Source organism: Streptococcus orisratti DSM 15617 (assembly GCF_000380105.1).
GTDB lineage: Bacteria > Bacillota > Bacilli > Lactobacillales > Streptococcaceae > Streptococcus > Streptococcus orisratti.
In genome coordinates this window covers 1-18,712 of record NZ_KB904467.1, presented here as the reverse complement: position 1 = coordinate 18,712, position 18,712 = coordinate 1, and the positions used below count along the sequence as shown (strand labels likewise).

Sequence of the window (18,712 nt, the reverse complement as noted above, 5' to 3'; positions counted from 1 at the left end):
ACTCTTCTGGACAATACTCAATGAAAAATCAAACTTTGACACTAATGTAGTAATAAGACTGATCTTTATCAAATCAACAATGTCAACGTTTGTTTTTCAAAGAGTATTATTTTTTTTGAACGATAAAATCATAGGGTAAAGCGCCAAAGTCGTCCTTTAAAGAATAACTTTCTAACTTATTAACATTTCTCCGCAATTGAGTGGCGTAGCGGGAACTTATGACGCCACGCTGTTGATATTCAGCAATGACCTTACGTTCCAAATAATAACCTCGTAGCATTTCATCAATATTATCAGGTTTTATGTGAGCAATAACTCTCTCAACAAAAACACCTGATTCAATAATCCGTGCCTCTTGAAAACGAGAACGCTGTAAAAAGCCTATAAGTTCTGAATTGTAAACTCCATCCAAATCCTGCAACCCCTCCAAAACCAACTCAGTGTTGTTCAAATAAAGGTTAGTCAATCTCTCACGGTTGGCTTGACTGAGTTTGATTGGCTTGGGTTTTCCTGAAAGAAAGCGACGGACTGTCGGCCAAAAACTCAGGCTTTCTCGTATCAAACGCCGTAAAACACGGATACTAATGGTCACAAAGTAGGTAAAGGTTGAAACAAAACCTCGATTGATTTGACTTTCAATTCCTTGCAAATAGCGCTGATAGAGTCGGTATTCTAAGAGTTCAATTTGTCCATCTGAGTAAGCCTTCTCTAGACCATCGCTCTCTATTCCAAGAATCATAAGACGAAGATAGGCCAACTCTTTTTTGACCAAGGTTGACTCTTGCTCCAAAATCAAATGTTCTATACGACCATTATAGTTGTCAATAGCGGCGTAAAGCGGTCCCTTATCTTGAGTATCTTTGAGATCTTGTTCTAAAGTTTTAACCACTTCATTTAAAATGGCAATTTCAATCAAATGATCATCCGTATGGTTGCTTTCTATACTTTGAGCAAATTGAGGAAGAATCAAGACACCTACTATAAAACTAAGCAAAGTCACCGCTCCTACAGTGAATAAAATCAAGCTATAAGTATAACTATCAAATTCTGGTAACAACAAGATGGTAGCAATAGAAACCGTACCTTTGACACCAGAAAAAGTTAGAAGTAAGATTTCCCTTAATAATGACCGATACGACCGCTTACTGCTACGATAACGAATGGCATAATAAAATCCAATCATAGCAAACCGAATTAAAAACAGCAAAGCCGTCACAATTAGGACAATTGCTAGTAGGCTGTAATGATTGACTAGTGGATTTGACAATGCTGGCTCAACAATACGCGTTAATTCATACCCAAAAACGATAAAGACAAAGCCATTCAAAACAAAACTAACCGTCTCCCAGATAATCTGGCTGACCCGATCTAGCTCAGCATCAAAAAGCCTAATTCGTTTAAAGCGGCTAGCTTGGGAAAGACCAGCAATGACCACGGCAATAATCCCTGACAAGCCTAACAGGCTAGCTACAAAGTAAGAAATAATGGGAAGCGAAAGTTCTAAGAGAAGCGCTCCAATCACATCAGCAAGATCAATTTTTTCGAGAAAGGACATCAAGGCTCGGTTAAGCAAAGCAAATAATAAACCAACTAAAATCCCTCCGATAATAGCCACAAAAAGACTAAAACTGGCAGTCAGTAAAGAGAACGTACCTGTGGCCAAGGCTGCTACTGCAAACTGAAAGGAAATCAAGCCACTCGCATCATTTAACAAACCCTCCACAGTTAAAATAGATTCAACTCGTTTCGGAAATTTGAAGCGCTTAGCGATGGATAAAAAGGCAACCGCATCCGTTGGAGCTAGAGCTGCCCCTAAAGCAAAACTGGCAGCTAATGGCACATCAACTGGCAGTAATTTCCCAGTCACATAACCAACTGTCAACATGGTCACCAAAACAGTCGGCAAAATCAAGTAAGCAACGATGGATTTGTATTTGACAAAGGTGGTAATATCACTTTCTTGGCCTTCTCTAAAATTAAGCGGAGCAATAACCAAAGCCAAAAATAATTCTGAATTTAAGGTTAAACTTTCCCCTTTAGCCATTATGCCAACCAGAATTCCTAGAATAATTTGGATAAAAGGAAGGGGAAGTTTGTTGTAGAGATGGTTAATGATATTTGAAGTGATTAGCATCAGCAAAAATACTATCACTAAGATGGAACTCTCGATAAGCTGTCACCCCCTCTAATTTATTATTTTCGACAAGATGCGCTAAAGCGTTCTTTTTCTCGGGCAATTTTTTGATTGATAACCGTTGTATCTTTGTTTTCTCGCATCATCAGACAACGCTCTTTTTCTAGGCTTGCCAATTTTCTCTTAATGCTCAATAATTGATCTGTATCTTCTTTAGAAAGATAGGAGAGGCTTTTCTGATCCTTATCATTAAAATATTTTTTATAAATATGGTCCAATTTTTCACTGACTGTCACAGTGTGCATGAGTTGTATCCTTCTTTCACGGTTTTAATTTTTCAATCATCACAAGAAATGGCGGTGTATTGATTTGGTTGAGGGGCTGATATAGCATGGTCGCATAAAAATCTTGAGGTAATTTTTTTACATAATCCACTACAGCATCTTTTTCCATATCGCCACCTTGATGTCCATAATATACCATAATAGAAACTCTTCCGCCAACTTCCAATCTAGTTAAGATTTTGTCCAAGGCAACAAGTGTTGACTTTGGTTTTGTAATAATGGTCTTATCAGCACTAGGTAAATATCCCAAATTAAAAATCGCAGCGCGGATAGGCTCCATCACGTAATTGTCCAAGTTTTGATGACCATCCAAAATCAGGTGAACATTTTCAAAGCCAAATTGAGCTAAACGATTTCGAGTCTTCGTTAAGGCTTGTTCTTGCACATCAAAAGCATAAACTTCCTTTGCCAAATTTGCCAAAAAAGCAGTATCATTACCATTTCCCATCGTTGCATCAACAGCTAAGCTATCTGCGTCTAAAACTTCTGCCAAAAAATCGTGGGAGAGATGAAGAGGACGTTTGATCATTACATATGCTCCTTTATTTCTAATCTACAACCTTGATAAGATCCCCGTCTTTCCATTTCTTTGTCAATAGCGTTGAGGACTTCCCACTTATTAAGACTCCACATAGGTCCAATCAGCATATCGCGTGGCGCATCACCCGTGATACGGTGGATTATCATATGCTTAGGAATAATCTCCAGCTGATCACAAATAACCGTGACATATTCCTCCTGACTGAGAAGCTGCAAGCGTCCTTCATGATAATCCCGTTGCATGCGCGTATTGGTCATAAGGTGCAACAAGTGCAGTTTAATACCGTTGATGTCATTATCCGTCACGCAACGACGCACATTTTCCAGCATCATCTCATGGGTCTCACCCGGCAGACCATTGATGAGGTGGGAGACAATCTCGACCTTAGGCGCTAGCTCTCTTACACGCTTGACCGTCTCCACATAAAGGTCATAGCTATGGGCACGGTTGATAAGGACTGACGTTTTCTCGTAGGTAGTCTGAAGACCAAGTTCCAGCGTGACATGCATGCGTTCCGAGAGCTCCGCTAGATAAAGGATAGTCTCATCAGGGAGGCAGTCAGGCCGTGTTCCAATATTAATCCCAACTACCCCTGGCTCATTGATAGCTTGCTCATACCGCTCTTTGAGTACTTCTACCTTGTCATGTGTATTGGTAAAATTTTGAAAATAAACCAGGTATTTTTTGACCTCAGGCCATTTACGGTGCATGAAATCAATTTCCTTGTAAAATTGGTCACGAATAGGAGCTTCTGGTGCTACGATAGCATCACCAGAACCAGATACCGTACAGAAAGTACATCCACCGTGAGCCACTGTTCCATCACGGTTAGGGCAATCAAAACCCGCATCAATAGGAACTTTGAAGATTTTTTCTCCGAAAAGCTGACGGTAATAATCATTTAAAGCATTGTATCGTTTTTTCATAGAATCTATTATATCACTTTGCATAAAAGAAAAGTAGCGACAAATTATCACTACTTTTGCTTAGATTGAAACCGCCACTCAAAGCGTTTCTGATTATAAAAAGGAAAGACAGCTACAACAATTGTATAGGCCAAGAGCCATCCACCTAAAATATCACTAGGATAGTGTACTCCCAGATAAATTCGTGATACTGCTGTTAAGATTGCCATTATCACAACTAATATTTGTAGGCCACGTTTTATATACTGACTAGTCAGACGTTGCTGAATAATCACTACTAAACTGAGAGCAACAACCATAGTTGACGCTGCGTGCCAGCTAGGAAAAGATGGTCCCATCGGCTTTGGAATCAAATATGTGAGACTTGGTCTTGGACGATTGTAGAGGTACTTAAACCCTGTTGAAAAAATCCCCATAAGTAGTAAATTACCTGCTAAGAAGTAGGCTTCTGCTTTCCACTTTTTCCGAACATAAAAACCTAGCGCTATTAAAAAAACATAAATAAAAATAAAAACTTCACCGCCGAGTTGTGTCACAAGTTTAAAAAAAGTTGTCAACACATTTGGTAAATTTCCGCGCACAATGGCTTGAATAGTTGAATCTATATCAGTCAATGTCTCAGGGTAAAATTTGACCGAATATCCCAACAAAACAAAAAGAACTAGGGCAATAGATGTCTTGACATAAAAAGTTTGTTTATTTTTCATAAAATAATTATAACATAAATTCTTATACTTTCTTTAAAACTGACTTGAGGCAGTTATATAACACAAAGAAAGTCACTGAAAAAATAATTCCTTCTATTAGGTTAAACGGAACAACCATAGCAAAAAGATAATTCCCTAATCCCAAAATTGTTTTAATATCAAAATTAGCAAATTTTGCATAAAGTGGCACAGCATAAATATAATTTAATACAAACATAGTGACAGTGAGTCCCAAAGTACCAACTGCTGACGCCACAATATAGGCTTTATCACTTCGCTTCTGATTCCAAAGTGCAGCCATTGCCCAAATAAAAACCGCAAGAGCAACGACATTCATAGGCAGACCGATAAGTGTCCCTACACCACCATTATTGAGCAAAAGTTTCAATAACGTCCTAATAATTAGAATAATGAAAGCACTTGACAAGTCAAGCATTAACAATCCTACCAAAATTGGTAAAATTGAAAAATCAACCTGCAAAAAACTTGCTGCTGGAATCAACGGAAATTGAAAATACATCAACAAGAAAGAAAGTGCTGAAAGAATGGCAATATAAGCCATTTTACGTGTGTTTGTCATAAAAAAATCCTCCAATTTTTACAAATTGAAAGAAGTTCCATGATTTTTTGTCTACGCCAAAAAAGCGTATACCAAAAGTCCTGGTCTTCTCCCATCCAGACTATACTGTCGGTCCTAGAATCTCACTAGGTCAGCTACTGTTGTAGCTCGCGGACTTCTGATTTCTATAATAACTTTTCCTAATTGATGTATATCTACTTAAAGTACTTCAACATAACAACAACTAGGGCAAAATAAAACAGAAATAGTCACCGCCGGTCGGGAATCTCACCCTGCCCTGAAGACACTTATAGCATACCAAAAATATCAACGACTTGCAACAGCTGAGAAGCAAATAATTTCCAAATATGACCTACTTATTTTCAACATCCAGAAAGATTATTCTTTGAAAATTGTCTCATACTCAATGGAAATCAAGACTAGACTATCTTAGACAAGTACTGAATATTGGAAATAAAGCAAACATCATTCGTACCAAAAATATGCAGATAGAGCTCTGATAGTTTCTAGTTTTATAGTCTTTTAGTACTAGGTAACGAGCTACAGGCAGTACTGGAGTACAGCAAAGTGAGTTCAAACAATCCAGTGGAGTGTTTGAAGTTGGAAATAAGGAAACGCGTCGAAGTAATAAAAGATAAACTAATTGACTATAATATAGCAGATGGATAAGTTAGAGTTTAGCTTTACACTCATTTAAATCCAGACAGTTTTTATTTTTGAGGAATATCAAATGGTTATCAATCCAAAAAAGAACACCATAATACGAGGAACCATTTTCCTAGATGTTATACTCTTCGAAAATCAAAATTATCCGTTGTCAACTTGCCTTGATGAACTCAAGTTCTATCGTCGGCTTCGTTTCCTAGGCTACTTTTGATTTTCATTGAGTATTAATAACTTGCACTCACAAGTAAAGTGCTTTTATATAGGAGATAGTTTTTCGCTAATCAAGGCAGTTTTTCAAGAGAATACTGTTTGTAATTTAAAAAAAAATCTAACGTTGAGTAGCTTAAAAACTAGCCTTAGATGGAAGTGCTGAACTGTGAATACAAGGTCTAAAGTCAGAAGTTGAGAAAAAAACTCCTTCCACGCAAGTCGGGAAGGAGATTAAGGTGTTATATGTTTCAGGTTTATTCTCTTTAAAATCGAATTTGTTCACGCGTTTTCTCGTACGAGGAAACAAATCGGTCACTTACACCCGGCTCTACTGTTTCAAGAGCATAGGAGATTTCATCAAAAGAAGCTTGATAATTATACTCTTTTTCAAAAAGGTAGAGGGCGTGTTCAAAACTATTTTGAACACTTGGCTCGAAGCTACGATAACGGTTAGAGTATTGAAGTAACTGTTCAGTCAGAATTGCGTTTTGAACAATAGCATAAGTGCTCTCCTCAAGATTTGCGATAGCTGATGATGCTACATCTGATAACCGTTCAACAGTTTCAATATTGATTCGACCACGGCTAAGTTCATCCATTAAAGCTTCCAGTTGAGAACTTGTTGTGAAAAAGAGACTAAGAAAATCTTGAGGAATCCCTGGTAGATTACGTTTTTCCATATAGCGTTTAATGGCATGTAACCTATCAATATGATTATCCAAGCTCTGACGAGCACTTATCTCACTTTTTTCAATACCCTCAATTTCTTCAAAAACCTGCATTTGACCTGTCTCAACCGAAGTTAAGCGTTCAACGGTCCTCGCAAAAAGAACTTGCAATTCTGAAAAAGGTTTCTCTTGATTATCAAAATCTTCAATAACAGGAATAACAGCAGTTTCAATTTCTGATAAAACTTTCCTGAAAGACTTAACATTTAAATCTTCGCTCTCGCTCAAAATGTACTTGTGAGACAAGCGTTTGAGTTCTGCTTCTAATTTTGTATTATTATTCAAAGCATGAGCCAAATAGCGAGGGATAATCTTCTTATTCTTAATAACAAGCTTATAAGCAGCAATTTCTCTTTCAAAAATATCATACAAAGCGTCAATCTTTGTTTGAATATGATCATTTTCTTCACGAGCACGGTCCAAATCAAGCGTAATCAATTCAGAGGAATTTTCACGAATAGCTGCGCGAATATCTTGGAAACGTTTTTCAATATTCTTTTCAGAAAAATGATAATTTTCTTCTAATAAACGACGATACCCTGATTCTAGGTCATCTAACTGATCTGGGAAATCATCTTCTAACTTAGCAACAATTGCAGGAATTTGTTCTGAGATTTGCCCTAAAGCAATGGTATGTTCCTCAGCTTTATCCAAAACTTCAGCTGCTTCAACTGGGTCTCCTGTTGAATTAAGTGTAACAAATTGTGAAAACTCAGTTTCAATATTCTTAAGCTGTTTTTCAATTTCCGGCATTGTTGAGCCAAAATTATCACCATTTTCAGAAATAGAGTCCTTCAATTTTTCATAGAGATCTAATGCGTGAGTAACACGCGCACTGTTTTTCTCCTCTTGCTCTTTCAAAATAGATAAAGCTTCTTGAATAGCCTTTAAGTCTTCTTCAACTAGAGTGAGTTGGCTCTCAACACTATCAATTTCATGTTTAGCACTAATGAACTTAAAGGTGTCATTAAGATTTTCAGCTTCAAAAATATGATTTTCAATATCTGAAAAAGAGTTGAGGGACAAATCTACCCATTTTTGATTCCATTCACGGAAGGTCGTTTGACTTTGCCCGATAAGATGAAGCGCCTTAACTTCTTCAATTTGGTCATTGATGGGCAGAGAAAAGAGTTCTTGTTTTCTATCTTCAAGGCTAGCAATTAAACCATCATTACGTTTACGCACAATGACGCCAGCCAAATAGGCTACTATCACCAGTAGGACAATCGCCACAATTAGCAATATAATTCCGCTAGGCATTTTAATCTCCTTAAATTATGATCTTTTTATCGTAAAATTAGCTATAACATTACGATTATAACATACTTATCAGTCGTATGCACTATTTTTTTCGTTAATTCCTCGGATTAAATATCAAGCGTACTATACACAGCATTTTCTTCGATAAATTCACGACGTGGTTCCACTTTATCTCCCATAAGCATATCAAAAATCTTATCTGCTTCAGCGGCATCATCAACAGAAACTCGTGCCATTAAACGATTTTCGGGATCCATAGTCGTTTCCCAAAGTTGGTGATCATCCATTTCTCCAAGACCCTTATAACGTTGAACGGTTGGTTTGGAACGCCCTTCACTATGGCGCTCTAGAGCTAGACGTAGTTCTTCTTCTTGGTTGCTACCAGGTTGGATGTATTCTTTAATTTCAGAACCCACTTTGACACCATATATTGGTGGTTGAGCGATGTAAACATAACCTGCCTCCAAAACTGGACGCATAAAGCGATAAATCAAGGTCAAAAGCAAGGTACGAATATGAGCGCCATCAACATCGGCATCAGTCATAATAACTAGTTTTTGATAACGTGCTTTTGTGACATCAAAATCTGCTCCAAAGCCCGTTCCCATCGCCGTGAAAAGACTCCGAATTTCTTCGTTGGCAAGGATTTTATCCATGCTGGCCTTTTCAACATTAAGGATTTTTCCACGAATGGGTAGAATAGCTTGAAATTCCCGATTACGTCCTGATTTAGCGGAACCACCTGCTGAATCTCCTTCGACAATGAAAAGCTCATTCATCTCAGCATTGTTTGATGAGCAGTCCGCCAGTTTCCCTGGAAGATTTGAAATTTCAAGACCTGACTTTTTACGTGTCACTTCACGAGCACGTTTGGCTGCAATACGTGCTTTTGAAGCCAAAATTCCTTTTTCAACAATCTTTTTGGCTATCTGTGGATTTTCCAAAAGGAATCGTGTAAAGGCTTCGCTGAAAAGTCGATTCGTAATTTTAACCACCTCTGAGTTCCCAAGTTTGGTCTTGGTCTGTCCTTCAAATTGTGGGTTTGGGTGCTTGACAGAAATAACAGCTGTCAATCCCTCACGAACGTCTTCACCAGTCAGATTATCCTCATTTTCTTTGAGGATTTTATTTTTCTTAGCATAGTCGTTAATGACACGGGTCAAAGCGGTGCGGAACCCCTGTTCATGGGTTCCACCTTCATGCGTATGAATGTTATTCGCAAAGCTCATAACCATTTCATGGTAGCCTGTTGTGTACTGCATGGCAACCTCAACTGAGATACCATCCATTTCGCCATCAGTATAGATAGGGTGTTCAAAAATAACTTCCTTGTTACCATTGAGAAATTCAACATAGCTTGAAATCCCACCTTCATAGTGAAATTCTTTGCTTTGTTCAAACCCGTCACGCTTGTCAGTGATTGAAATTTTCAGTCCACGATTAAGAAAAGCTAATTCTTGGATACGTTTGGCTAATTTTTCAAAGTCAAACTCAGTAGTTTCTGTGAAAATCTCCGGATCTGGCGTAAAGTGAACGGTCGTCCCGTGGCGATCGGTTTCACCAATGATAGCCAAATCAGCTACAACTACTCCACGTTTATATTCTTGAAAATGGATCTGACCATTTTTATGAACTTTGACATCTAATTGAGTAGAAAGGGCATTAACAACAGATGAGCCTACACCGTGCAGACCTCCTGACACCTTATAACCGCCACCGCCAAATTTCCCTCCGGCATGAAGTACAGTAAAGACAGTCTCAACTGCAGGACGTCCTGTCTTTTCCTGAATATCTACAGGAATTCCACGACCGTCATCGACAACTGTGATAGAGTTATCTGGTTCAATAAATACCTCAATATGGGTGGCAAAACCAGCCAAGGCTTCATCAATAGAGTTATCTACAATTTCCCAAACTAAGTGGTGTAGCCCCTCTTTTGAAGTTGATCCAATATACATTCCTGGACGCATACGAACAGCTTCTAATCCTTCCAGAACCTGAATCTGGCTGGCGTCATATTCTTGAGCTAAAGCTGCTAAATCTTTTATTTCTTCTGTCATTTATTTTACTATCTCCATTAAGGATTTACTGGTATCAACCAACAAAGTATCAAAACCTGCTGCCTGACCTGCTTGCCTATCAATATCACGGTCACCAATGACCAAACAGTCATTTATCTGGTACTTTTCTTTCAAATAGAGCATACTTTGAGGATTAGGTTTACGAGCAAATCCACATTCAGATGTCACCACTTCTGTGAAATAGGGCAAAATTTCTGTCGCTTCCAATAGTGACAAAACTTGTTCATTTCGATGAGAAACCAAGAAATTTCGTCCACCTGATGCAACAATCTTTGCTAAGACCTCTCTTGCTCCTGCGAATAAAACAGGATGCTCTAAGTGGAAGGCTTCATTGGCTTTATAGCTCTCTAAAAAAGTGGGTTCCTGTGGAATAAAATAGGCAATTGCAGCAGCCGTTGACTCCTTTAGCTTTTCATAAACAGCATCATGCGATGCTGTTACGCCAAAAGTCGCCAAAGTTTCTACAAAAGCCTGAGTGGAAATCTCGTAATTATCAAGTAAAGTTCCACCCAAATCCCAGATATAATCGTGATAATCCATACCTTTGATTATAACATATTTTTACTCATTATTATAGTAAGAACTCAAATTTTTCACTTGCTTGATTTTCTCACACCCCTACATTTTACTAGATATAGCCATTCAGTTTTTCCTTTACTACATCGTTACCTCGTTTTACTGAATCCCACAGCATTCCTTGCCATTCGTTACTTAGTGCTAAAAGCAAACTGAAAGACTATAAATAAAAAAGAGCGAGCCCTTAGGACTCGACAAAACACTCAATAATGACGCTGACCGAATAAATTATCTGGCATATCATGAAACCCTTTGCCTTTATGATAATTATCAAATTTTCCAAGAAGATAGCGGTAAGCATCTAGTTTACTCTCATATCGGATATAGGCGTCTGCTGCACGGTCATCCTTATCCTCTTCAATTATCTTTTTACTAGCATCCATAGCCATTTCATTAATCATCACTTGATTTTTAACCCAAGTTTCAAATTCCTGCATAAATTCTTTTTCGTATGACATAATAACCTCTTCTATTCATTTCTCCCTTTTATTATAGCATACTTATCTCTAAAATCCTTCAATTTACGAAATGCTCTATTTTCCATACAATCATTAGAATATTTCACGGGATAAATAGAAAATTTATCAAAACCCTTGCGTCCAAACTGTTTTTATAGTAATATATTTAAGTAACCGCCGCTATAGTTAAATGGTATAATAGAGCAATGGTAATGCTCCGTTCCGAGTTCGATTCTCGGTGGTGGCAAATCTTAAGAAGTCCAAATGGGCTTCTTTTTTGGTTTCTAGATGATCAAAAAACGCTCCTAGTTGAGGATCTAGGAACGCTGTTAGGTTAATTAAGGAATTCCTCAATAGCTGTATCAGCAGCGATGCGACCAAAGGTGAAAATATCAGTAAGTGAATTACCACCTAGACGGTTTCCAGCATGAAGACCACCTGCCACTTCGCCAGCAGCAAAGAGACCTCTGATGACTTGACCGTTTTCATTAATAACATGAGCGTGAGTATCAATCTTCAATCCACCCATGGTATGATGAACAGCTGGCTTACGCGGTGTTGCGTAAAATGGTGCTTTTTCAACCTTGAGGTCGAAGGCACCTTTATTAAAGTCTGGGTCAAAACCAGCATCCACATAAGAATTGTATTTATTGATGGTATCCACAAAGATCGCTGGGTCAACTTGAATCTGTTCTGCCAATGCCTCTAAGGTATCGGCACGATAGAGTGTCCCTGCTGCTACTTGTGCGTCAATTTTTTCTTGACTAGTATTATAAGCAGTCGCCTTGATATTATCGTCAGCAATAAGGTAGAAAAGACCGCCGTTATCAATGGCTGCTTGTGACAATTTATCACGACTGCCATACTCATCAACAAAACGTTTTCCTTTAGTATTAACCATTACAAAATTTGCTGGTGGTACTTGCAGCCCCGAGAAAAGTGCTCCTGTTACAGGATCAGAAACTGGCATCATTTGACTGAATCCCATACCAACCAGATCCGCACCGACTGACTGGCCAAGGACAATGCCATCACCTGTTACGGCTGGTGTGTTTGAAGTAGCAATATCATCATCTATTTCAGTCCAGTAAGTATTATATTTTTGTAGCATCTTGGTATTAGCTCCAAAGCCGCCTGTTGTTAAGATAACAGCTTTGGCATTAACAGTGATGGCTTGACCATTACGCCCTGTTCCTTTTACACCAGTCACAACACCATCTGTTACAATAAGCTCTTTGACAGGGGTATCTGTGAGGATAGCTCCGCCATTTTTCAAAACAAAATCTTTCAATACTGAAATGAAAGCGACTCCCATTGGCGTTTTTGGTTTATGCCCACGACGCCAGAGAGCACCAACTGGCATGGTAACTTCATTTCGATCAAATTCGACACCAACATTTTCCAGCCAACGTACAGATTCCAAGGCGCGTTCTGTCAAAACTTTGACGAGGTCGTAATTTCCGTGAATTTCATGCCCCTGTAGATCAACACGCTTACCGCCGAGATAGGTTTGCATACGATAAAGCAATTTTGAATCAAAGAGGTAGGCTGGGTCTTTGAGATAATTTTCCAATTCAAGCTTCAAGGCACGGAAATCTTCAAGGTATTCAGGATCAATGTCAGTTTCGTCCAAGTCATGTAATTCTTGGAGCGTATGGGCTTCACCAGCATTAGCTGCAAAAGTATTTTGCCAAGCAGGGTCTGGAGCGTTCATTGGACCACCCGCACGAACAGTATTACCTCCTACGGCTGGAAATTTTTCAACGACAATAACTTTCTTACCAGCTTGCAAAGCACGAGCCGCAGCAGCAAGACCAGCACCGCCACCACCAACAACGACAAGATCTGTTTCGTATATTTTATCTTCATGGTCTAGAGCGGATAATGCTTTTGGACGACTACGAAGGGCATCTGGATTAGCACCAGCCAATTTCACCGCACGCGCAACCCCGTCAAGCACACCTTTTGAAGTAACTGAAGCCCCTGAGATGGCATCAACATTTAAAGTTTGACCTTCAATGATTTCACCTGGAATACGAGTAAAAACAATATCGGCAATACCACCAGTTTCACCTGAAGAATCTATATCAATTCTTTCAATGCGTTCTGCTGACAACGTAACAGACATTGGTAAATCACCGTTGTGACCAACAGTCGTTACTTGGTAAGTCCCCGGTTCAAAATGAACTTCTTCAGGTTCGTTGAGCTGATTGGCAATTTCTACAAATCGAAGGAATTTGAAGAAGCAAGAATCTAGGAAATCAACTGTTCCTTGGGATTTAATATCTCCGTTTTCATCAAAGGCTTGATGAGCACGGCCAAGTAAAAACTCTGAACCTGGCATGACAGTCGCATTAACACCAGGTGCATCAAGTATCTGACGAAGGTGTAACTGAGCACGCGAGGAGCCTTGTACATCATAAGAAGCCCCGACAATCATGGTTGGCTTGCCAGCGAGAGGATGCACGTTGAAGGATAACCATTCGAGAAGGCTATTCAGGCTTGATGGAATGGTATGATTATGTTCAGGCGTTGCGATAATGACCCCGTTAGCTTCTGTGATTTTTGTGTTAAAATTTTGGATAATAGCCGAGCCGGTTTGGTCATCTGTCTCATTAAACATTGGGACGTCCGTAATTTCCATAATCTCAATATCTGCTTGTTTAGCAAAATGTTTTTGCATGAATTGTAGCAAGATACGGTTATATGATTTTTTTGCGTTCGTTCCGACAATGGCAACTATTTTCATTCTATTCACCTACTTCCCATGCGAATGCCTTTTTTCGGTCAGTGTCTGCTTGTTTGACAATTTGATTTGTGATTGTCACAAAATCTTGAAATTCTGAGAAATGTTCTTCCAGCTCTGCTACTTTTTCAAAATCATTAAGATTAAAATCATCATCCAAAACCTGTTCAGAGTGTCCGGGGAAGAATTCTGAGCCCGGCATGACGCGAGCCTTCAACTCTGGAGCATCTAAGATTTGGCGCAGATGCGCTTGTGCGCGAGATGTCCCCAGAGCTCCCAGTGAGCATCCAACAATCATGGTTGGTTTATTAATAAGAGCACGGCTAGTGTAGGCAATCCATTCTAAAGCGCTAGCCAGAGGTGCTGGAATGGTATGGTCGTACTCAGGTGTTGCAATAATGACACCATCAGCGGAAGCGATCTTTTCTGAGAAAGCAGCAATAGCTGCAGGTGCTGTCCTGTCCTCCGGCTCATTGAAGGCTGGTAACTCTTTAATTTCAAGCACTTCAATGTCTGCCCTATCCGCAAAATGCTTAGCCATAAACTTAAGCAGTTTTCGATTAGTGGAACGGTCAGAGTTGGTTCCAACAATGGCAACTAGTTTCATTTTGTTACCTCTTTCACATTATTTTTATAATACGATTATACTACTCCTTATCTTTTTGTAAACGTTTTACACTATATCTCAGTTCTATTGTATCATTTTTCAAGACCATTGTATAACTTGGGCAAAAAATGTAGGATATTTTTCTAAAAGTAATTGACTCAGATTTTGCTTTTTGATATATTCTTTGTGAAAAAACAAACAATTTTATTGAAAGGAGTTCTTCATGAACAAATCACTCAATCGCTGGCAAGTTATTGCTGCATCAACTGCCATCTTGCTTTGTACCGGCGCAGTCTATGCTTTTAGTGTCTTTGCAAATCCTCTAAGTTCTCAAACAGGATGGACTATGCCACAGATTATGATGGCTTTCACCATTAATTCAGCCATTGGTCCAATTCCAATGATTTTGGGCGGCTATCTTGTTGATAAGGGTTTTGTAAAATGGACAATTGCCTTAGGAGCCTTTGTCTTTGCACTCGGATTTTTCTTAACTGGATTTGTGTCTAGCCCAATCATGCTCTATCTTACTTATGGTTTAATGGCAGGTTTAGGTCAAGGATTCGCTTACTCTGGAGCACTGAGCAACATTCTTCGACTTTTTCCAGATAAACGCGGACTTGCCTCAGGTATCTTAACAGCTGGTATGGGATTTGCTGCTGTTATTGCATCTCCAATCGCTAGCTACCTGATCCAATCGCATGATGCTAAATTTGCCTTTAGAGCTATAGGTCTCGCTTACCTCATTATTGTTGGTCTCGCTAGTTTCTTTATTAAGCCCGCTCCTGCAGGTTATAAACCAGAGGGATGGGAACCTCCTGCACAAATTCAAAATAACGGGTCTATTAATAGAAATTGGCTGCAAATGCTCAAAACTCCTGTTTTCTATATTGTTATCTCAATGTTCTTTGTTGGTGCCTTCTCAGGTTTAATGATTGCCTCTCAAGCTTCACCAATTGGACAGACGATGTTTGGACTTGCACCTGCGACAGCTGCCCTCTATGTTAGTCTTTACTCTATCAGTAATTCCAGTGGACGTCTTATCTGGGGGACAGTTTCTGATAAGATTGGACGCAGTAAGACATTAATGATTATCTTTTCAGTTGTCGCTTTTTCTCTCTTTATCTTAACCATTATTCCCGGTCAATTCGGTTTTAGTCTAGGTATTATTGGCCTTGGTATTTGTTTTGGTGGTGTTATGGGGGTATTCCCATCTATTGTTATGGAAAATTACGGCCCTGCTAACCAAGGTGTTAACTATGGTATTGTATTTACCGGTTATTCATTGGCAGCCTTTTTTGCACCAAGAGTAGCTGTACAGATGGCTGCAGCTAATAACGGGAATTATTCTCAGGCCTTCTATGTTGCTATCGCACTGTCTCTAGTAGGTTTAGTATTGAGTGTCCTTTATAGCAAAATTTCTAAAAAAGGCGTACAAAAATAAATCTATATTAAAGTCATTGCTGGAAGAAGAATTCAATAGAAATCTCCTTCTAGCATTTTTAAGTTGGTTAGAAAGATCTTATGCTATAATAAACCTATATTTCTTGGGAGGTCGCTATGTCAAAATACAATCATCATATTACCGATAAGCCATCTGGTTTCCCTTTTGAATGTTATCGCACACACGTACAGAAAGGCTTTCCTGATGTTATGTATCACTGGCATCCTGAGCTGGAAATCATTTACGTTAGAAAAGGTACTGCACGCTTTCATATCAATTATGATTTTTTCAACAGCAAAGAAGGCGACATTATTCTCATTCAACCGACTTACATGCATTCCATCCATCCTATTAAGAATGAGGAGCAGATTACAGATACTTTCAGTATTAATTTGGATAATCTAGGTAGGTCGATGATTGAGAATTTTAGTCAACGATACCTACAGCCAATTTATAATGGTCATTTTCAATTAACACAACGAATAACCAAGGAAATGTCTGGTTATGATGACATCAAGAAATGTTTACTTGATATTTTTAGTCTTGTCAACGATCAAAGTCTCTATTATGACATGCTCCTGAAGGCCAGATTACATGAATTCCTTTACCTTCTTTTCAAAAATAGGCATGTTAATAGGAACTATACCACAGATACCTACCAAAAGTATGAAAAATTAAAAGGGCTAATTGATTATATCAATACACACTATAATGAACAACTCACCATTGACTTTTTGGCAGATTATTTTGGCTACAGTCGTACTCATTTTATGAGTATCTTCAGGCAACATACCGGAACAAGTTGTATCGAATTTATTCTGCAAATTCGTCTGAATAAATCCTGTGAACTACTTATTCAGACCCATGATTCAATAGCTGATATTGCAACTAAAGTAGGATTTTCTAACCTATCTAACTTTAATAGACAATTTAAACAGCGTTTTCAATTAACTCCAAAACAATATCGGAAAAAATTTAAAGCAAAAAACCCTATGACATCGGGACATTGATTCCTGATAGCATAGGATTTTTTATATTTTACTACTGCCAGCTAGGACTCAGCTAATCAATAGCCACATAGCGTTGTGCTCCGCTATAAGTACGATAAGCTAACCACACATGTCCGTCATTATTCAAAACACTTGTATAGTTTACCTTATCTCCTGCTGGATAGTAAGTGATAATAGGACTAGCATTGTTTGGTTCCGCTTTGATTGGACAATTTTTAGTAAAGGTATAAGTTCCTTGAGCTGGAAGGTTATTACCAGTATTAGCCGGTTGGCTTGGTCGGGCTGGAGAAACATTTCCATAATCGCCACCTTGGAAACCGAAATATTCTTCCAACGTCAATCCTGAATCATGCACTTCCTTGGCCTCTTTACCAATATAGCGAACATGCCATGCTTCTTCCATAAAGCCTGTTGAAGCTTCCTTACCTGGTTGATAACGGACAACGAAACCATAGTTATGTGCATTATCTTTTAACCATTGGCTTGCCCTTGCGTCTTCAAGGAGATTGCCAGCTTTGTCTGTCAAATCATAAGCTAAACCTGTTTGATGTTCACTGTAACCAGGTCGTGCAGAATAGCGATCAGCAGCTGCTTGACCATCACGATTGACATAGTTTTGGTAAAGATTTGCTTGTGTACTGTAACTTCTGAAACCGCTATAACCATAACCGACATTTAAGCCTTGAGCAATCATATCATTACGTAATCTTGTGAAAGCTTCTTTGGCAGTGGCATTTTCACCAGGATTGTAGGTCGCAGACAATGGGTATTTTTTATTGACAACAATTATATCATCATATTTTCCTTTGATGCTATAATATGATCCATTAAAAACTGGCTCAGCATTCGAAGTTTCAACAGTCGTTGTGGTTCCCGCAATGCCGTACATCTTACCGGTATTATCAAGATAATAGAGATGAACATTATATTCACCAGAAGAATTTTTATGGTTGCTTACACTAACTGAAACTTTATAGTTGCCGTTGCTTTGTTTCGCAGCATTGTACCAAACTAAGTCGTCTTGTCCAGATTGACTTGACCAAACAGGAACTTTAACTTGTGTCACAGGAGTACTGAATGAAAGATTAGATACAATAACATCAAATCCTTTCGAAGTTTTATTTTCAATACTGAGTTTATTTTTTTCGGCAACAGGTTGTGCTACTGTTGTTTGAGTCGCTGTAACTCCATGTTTGCTTCCTGTCTTATCAATGTAGTAGAGATGGACGTTGTAGGTGCCGCGTTCATTCTTGTGATCTGACAACTTGACAGCTACTTTGTAAGTGCCATCGCTTTGTTTCGCAGCATCGTACCAAACGAGGTCATCTTGGCCTGATTTGTCTGTCCAGACTGGTACTTTAACTTCAGCTATGCCATTGCTATCTGAAACATTCGAAACAATAACATTGAAGTCGCCGTTACTTTGGTTTTGAATAGACAAGGTGCCTGTACGTTCGTCTTTAGGTTGAGCTACTGTCGTTTGAGTGGCTGTAACTCCATGCTTGCTTCCTGTCTTATCAATGTAGTAAAGATGAACGTTGTAAGTACCACGTTCGTTCTTATGGTCAGACAACTTGACAGCTACCTTGTAAGTGCCATCGCTTTGTTTTGCAGCGTCGTACCAAACGAGGTCATCTTGACCTGATTTGTCTGTCCAGACCGGAACTTTAACCTCAGCTATGCCGTTACTATCTGAA

At 38.8% G+C, this 18,712-nt stretch carries 15 protein-coding genes, 1 tRNA gene and 1 riboswitch; of the genes, 3 read left to right on the top strand and 13 right to left on the bottom strand.

What is annotated here, in order from left to right; all coding sequences use genetic code 11:
• Nucleotides 1-106 precede the first annotated feature (106 nt).
• From A3I7_RS0105745 to A3I7_RS0105700, 10 genes are all read right to left on the bottom strand, one after another.
• Complete coding sequence (locus tag A3I7_RS0105745; RefSeq protein ID WP_051071842.1) at nucleotides 107-2,134, bottom strand: cation:proton antiporter; 2,028 nt, start codon at nucleotides 2,132-2,134, stop codon at nucleotides 107-109.
• Between the two features lie 59 nt (nucleotides 2,135-2,193).
• Entirely contained in the window at nucleotides 2,194-2,439 is a 246-nt protein-coding gene (locus A3I7_RS0105740; RefSeq protein WP_018375829.1) for a hypothetical protein, read from the bottom strand.
• Nucleotides 2,440-2,455: 16 nt separating this feature from the next.
• Complete coding sequence (gene mnmM / locus A3I7_RS0105735; RefSeq protein ID WP_018375828.1) at nucleotides 2,456-3,007, bottom strand: tRNA 5-(aminomethyl)-2-thiouridylate-methyltransferase MnmM; 552 nt, start codon at nucleotides 3,005-3,007, stop codon at nucleotides 2,456-2,458.
• On the bottom strand, nucleotides 3,007-3,945 hold the full coding sequence (gene mnmL, locus A3I7_RS0105730; RefSeq protein ID WP_018375827.1) for a tRNA modification radical SAM protein MnmL/YtqA: 939 nt from the start codon (nucleotides 3,943-3,945) through the stop codon (nucleotides 3,007-3,009). Before mnmL ends, mnmM begins: the two co-directional genes overlap by 1 nt.
• Before the next feature lie 50 nt (nucleotides 3,946-3,995).
• Nucleotides 3,996-4,652, bottom strand: a complete 657-nt coding sequence (locus A3I7_RS0105725; RefSeq protein WP_018375826.1) for a phosphatase PAP2 family protein — start codon at nucleotides 4,650-4,652, stop codon at nucleotides 3,996-3,998.
• 22 nt (nucleotides 4,653-4,674) lie between these two features.
• Nucleotides 4,675-5,232 carry an ECF transporter S component gene (locus A3I7_RS0105720; RefSeq protein ID WP_018375825.1) on the bottom strand — a complete coding sequence of 186 codons (558 nt, stop codon included), beginning with the start codon at nucleotides 5,230-5,232 and terminating at the stop codon, nucleotides 4,675-4,677.
• Nucleotides 5,233-5,311: 79 nt separating this feature from the next.
• Nucleotides 5,312-5,521, bottom strand: a riboswitch (FMN riboswitch).
• Nucleotides 5,522-6,371: 850 nt separating this feature from the next.
• Complete coding sequence (gene ezrA / locus A3I7_RS0105715; RefSeq protein ID WP_018375824.1) at nucleotides 6,372-8,096, bottom strand: septation ring formation regulator EzrA; 1,725 nt, start codon at nucleotides 8,094-8,096, stop codon at nucleotides 6,372-6,374.
• A gap of 107 nt (nucleotides 8,097-8,203) precedes the next feature.
• Complete coding sequence (gene gyrB, locus A3I7_RS0105710) at nucleotides 8,204-10,156, bottom strand: DNA topoisomerase (ATP-hydrolyzing) subunit B (protein ID WP_018375823.1); 1,953 nt, start codon at nucleotides 10,154-10,156, stop codon at nucleotides 8,204-8,206.
• Entirely contained in the window at nucleotides 10,157-10,717 is a 561-nt protein-coding gene (locus A3I7_RS0105705) for an HAD-IA family hydrolase (protein WP_018375822.1), read from the bottom strand. It abuts the gene before it with no gap.
• 239 nt (nucleotides 10,718-10,956) lie between these two features.
• Entirely contained in the window at nucleotides 10,957-11,211 is a 255-nt protein-coding gene (locus tag A3I7_RS0105700; protein ID WP_018375821.1) for a DUF1912 family protein, read from the bottom strand.
• Between the two features lie 176 nt (nucleotides 11,212-11,387).
• On the opposite strand from A3I7_RS0105700, the gene A3I7_RS0105695 reads away from it, so the two are divergent.
• Nucleotides 11,388-11,458: transfer RNA gene (locus A3I7_RS0105695), tRNA-Thr, on the top strand.
• A gap of 87 nt (nucleotides 11,459-11,545) precedes the next feature.
• Here A3I7_RS0105695 and A3I7_RS0105690 read toward each other — a convergent pair.
• Complete coding sequence (locus A3I7_RS0105690; protein WP_018375820.1) at nucleotides 11,546-13,960, bottom strand: flavocytochrome c; 2,415 nt, start codon at nucleotides 13,958-13,960, stop codon at nucleotides 11,546-11,548.
• A gap of 1 nt (nucleotide 13,961) precedes the next feature.
• A complete protein-coding gene (locus A3I7_RS0105685) occupies nucleotides 13,962-14,564 on the bottom strand; it encodes an NADPH-dependent FMN reductase (protein WP_018375819.1) in 603 nt (200 codons plus the stop codon).
• A gap of 223 nt (nucleotides 14,565-14,787) precedes the next feature.
• Here A3I7_RS0105685 and A3I7_RS0105680 point away from each other — a divergent pair, with 223 nt between their 5' ends.
• Both A3I7_RS0105680 and A3I7_RS0105675 read left to right on the top strand, forming a co-directional pair.
• On the top strand, nucleotides 14,788-16,005 hold the full coding sequence (locus A3I7_RS0105680; RefSeq protein ID WP_018375818.1) for an L-lactate MFS transporter: 1,218 nt from the start codon (nucleotides 14,788-14,790) through the stop codon (nucleotides 16,003-16,005).
• Nucleotides 16,006-16,121: 116 nt separating this feature from the next.
• Nucleotides 16,122-17,015 carry an AraC family transcriptional regulator gene (locus tag A3I7_RS0105675; RefSeq protein ID WP_018375817.1) on the top strand — a complete coding sequence of 298 codons (894 nt, stop codon included), beginning with the start codon at nucleotides 16,122-16,124 and terminating at the stop codon, nucleotides 17,013-17,015.
• A 52-nt stretch (nucleotides 17,016-17,067) separates the two neighbouring features.
• Here A3I7_RS0105675 and ldcB read toward each other — a convergent pair.
• Nucleotides 17,068-18,712: LD-carboxypeptidase LdcB/DacB (gene ldcB / locus A3I7_RS12540; RefSeq protein ID WP_018375816.1), on the bottom strand; the 1,645-nt coding region annotated here is incomplete at its 5' end.

What these genes read in the sequence shown, in the direction of transcription:
- A3I7_RS0105745 (WP_051071842.1), bottom strand. Translation starts at nt 2,134, where the DNA reads ATGCTAATCACTTCAAATATCATTAACCATCTCTACAACAAACTTCCC.
- A3I7_RS0105740 (WP_018375829.1), bottom strand. Translation starts at nt 2,439, where the DNA reads ATGCACACTGTGACAGTCAGTGAAAAATTGGACCATATTTATAAAAAA.
- mnmM (WP_018375828.1), bottom strand. Translation starts at nt 3,007, where the DNA reads ATGATCAAACGTCCTCTTCATCTCTCCCACGATTTTTTGGCAGAAGTT.
- mnmL (WP_018375827.1), bottom strand. Translation starts at nt 3,945, where the DNA reads ATGAAAAAACGATACAATGCTTTAAATGATTATTACCGTCAGCTTTTC.
- A3I7_RS0105725 (WP_018375826.1), bottom strand. Translation starts at nt 4,652, where the DNA reads ATGAAAAATAAACAAACTTTTTATGTCAAGACATCTATTGCCCTAGTT.
- A3I7_RS0105720 (WP_018375825.1), bottom strand. Translation starts at nt 5,232, where the DNA reads ATGACAAACACACGTAAAATGGCTTATATTGCCATTCTTTCAGCACTT.
- ezrA (WP_018375824.1), bottom strand. Translation starts at nt 8,096, where the DNA reads ATGCCTAGCGGAATTATATTGCTAATTGTGGCGATTGTCCTACTGGTG.
- gyrB (WP_018375823.1), bottom strand. Translation starts at nt 10,156, where the DNA reads ATGACAGAAGAAATAAAAGATTTAGCAGCTTTAGCTCAAGAATATGAC.
- A3I7_RS0105705 (WP_018375822.1), bottom strand. Translation starts at nt 10,717, where the DNA reads ATGGATTATCACGATTATATCTGGGATTTGGGTGGAACTTTACTTGAT.
- A3I7_RS0105700 (WP_018375821.1), bottom strand. Translation starts at nt 11,211, where the DNA reads ATGTCATACGAAAAAGAATTTATGCAGGAATTTGAAACTTGGGTTAAA.
- A3I7_RS0105690 (WP_018375820.1), bottom strand. Translation starts at nt 13,960, where the DNA reads ATGAAAATAGTTGCCATTGTCGGAACGAACGCAAAAAAATCATATAAC.
- A3I7_RS0105685 (WP_018375819.1), bottom strand. Translation starts at nt 14,564, where the DNA reads ATGAAACTAGTTGCCATTGTTGGAACCAACTCTGACCGTTCCACTAAT.
- A3I7_RS0105680 (WP_018375818.1), top strand. Translation starts at nt 14,788, where the DNA reads ATGAACAAATCACTCAATCGCTGGCAAGTTATTGCTGCATCAACTGCC.
- A3I7_RS0105675 (WP_018375817.1), top strand. Translation starts at nt 16,122, where the DNA reads ATGTCAAAATACAATCATCATATTACCGATAAGCCATCTGGTTTCCCT.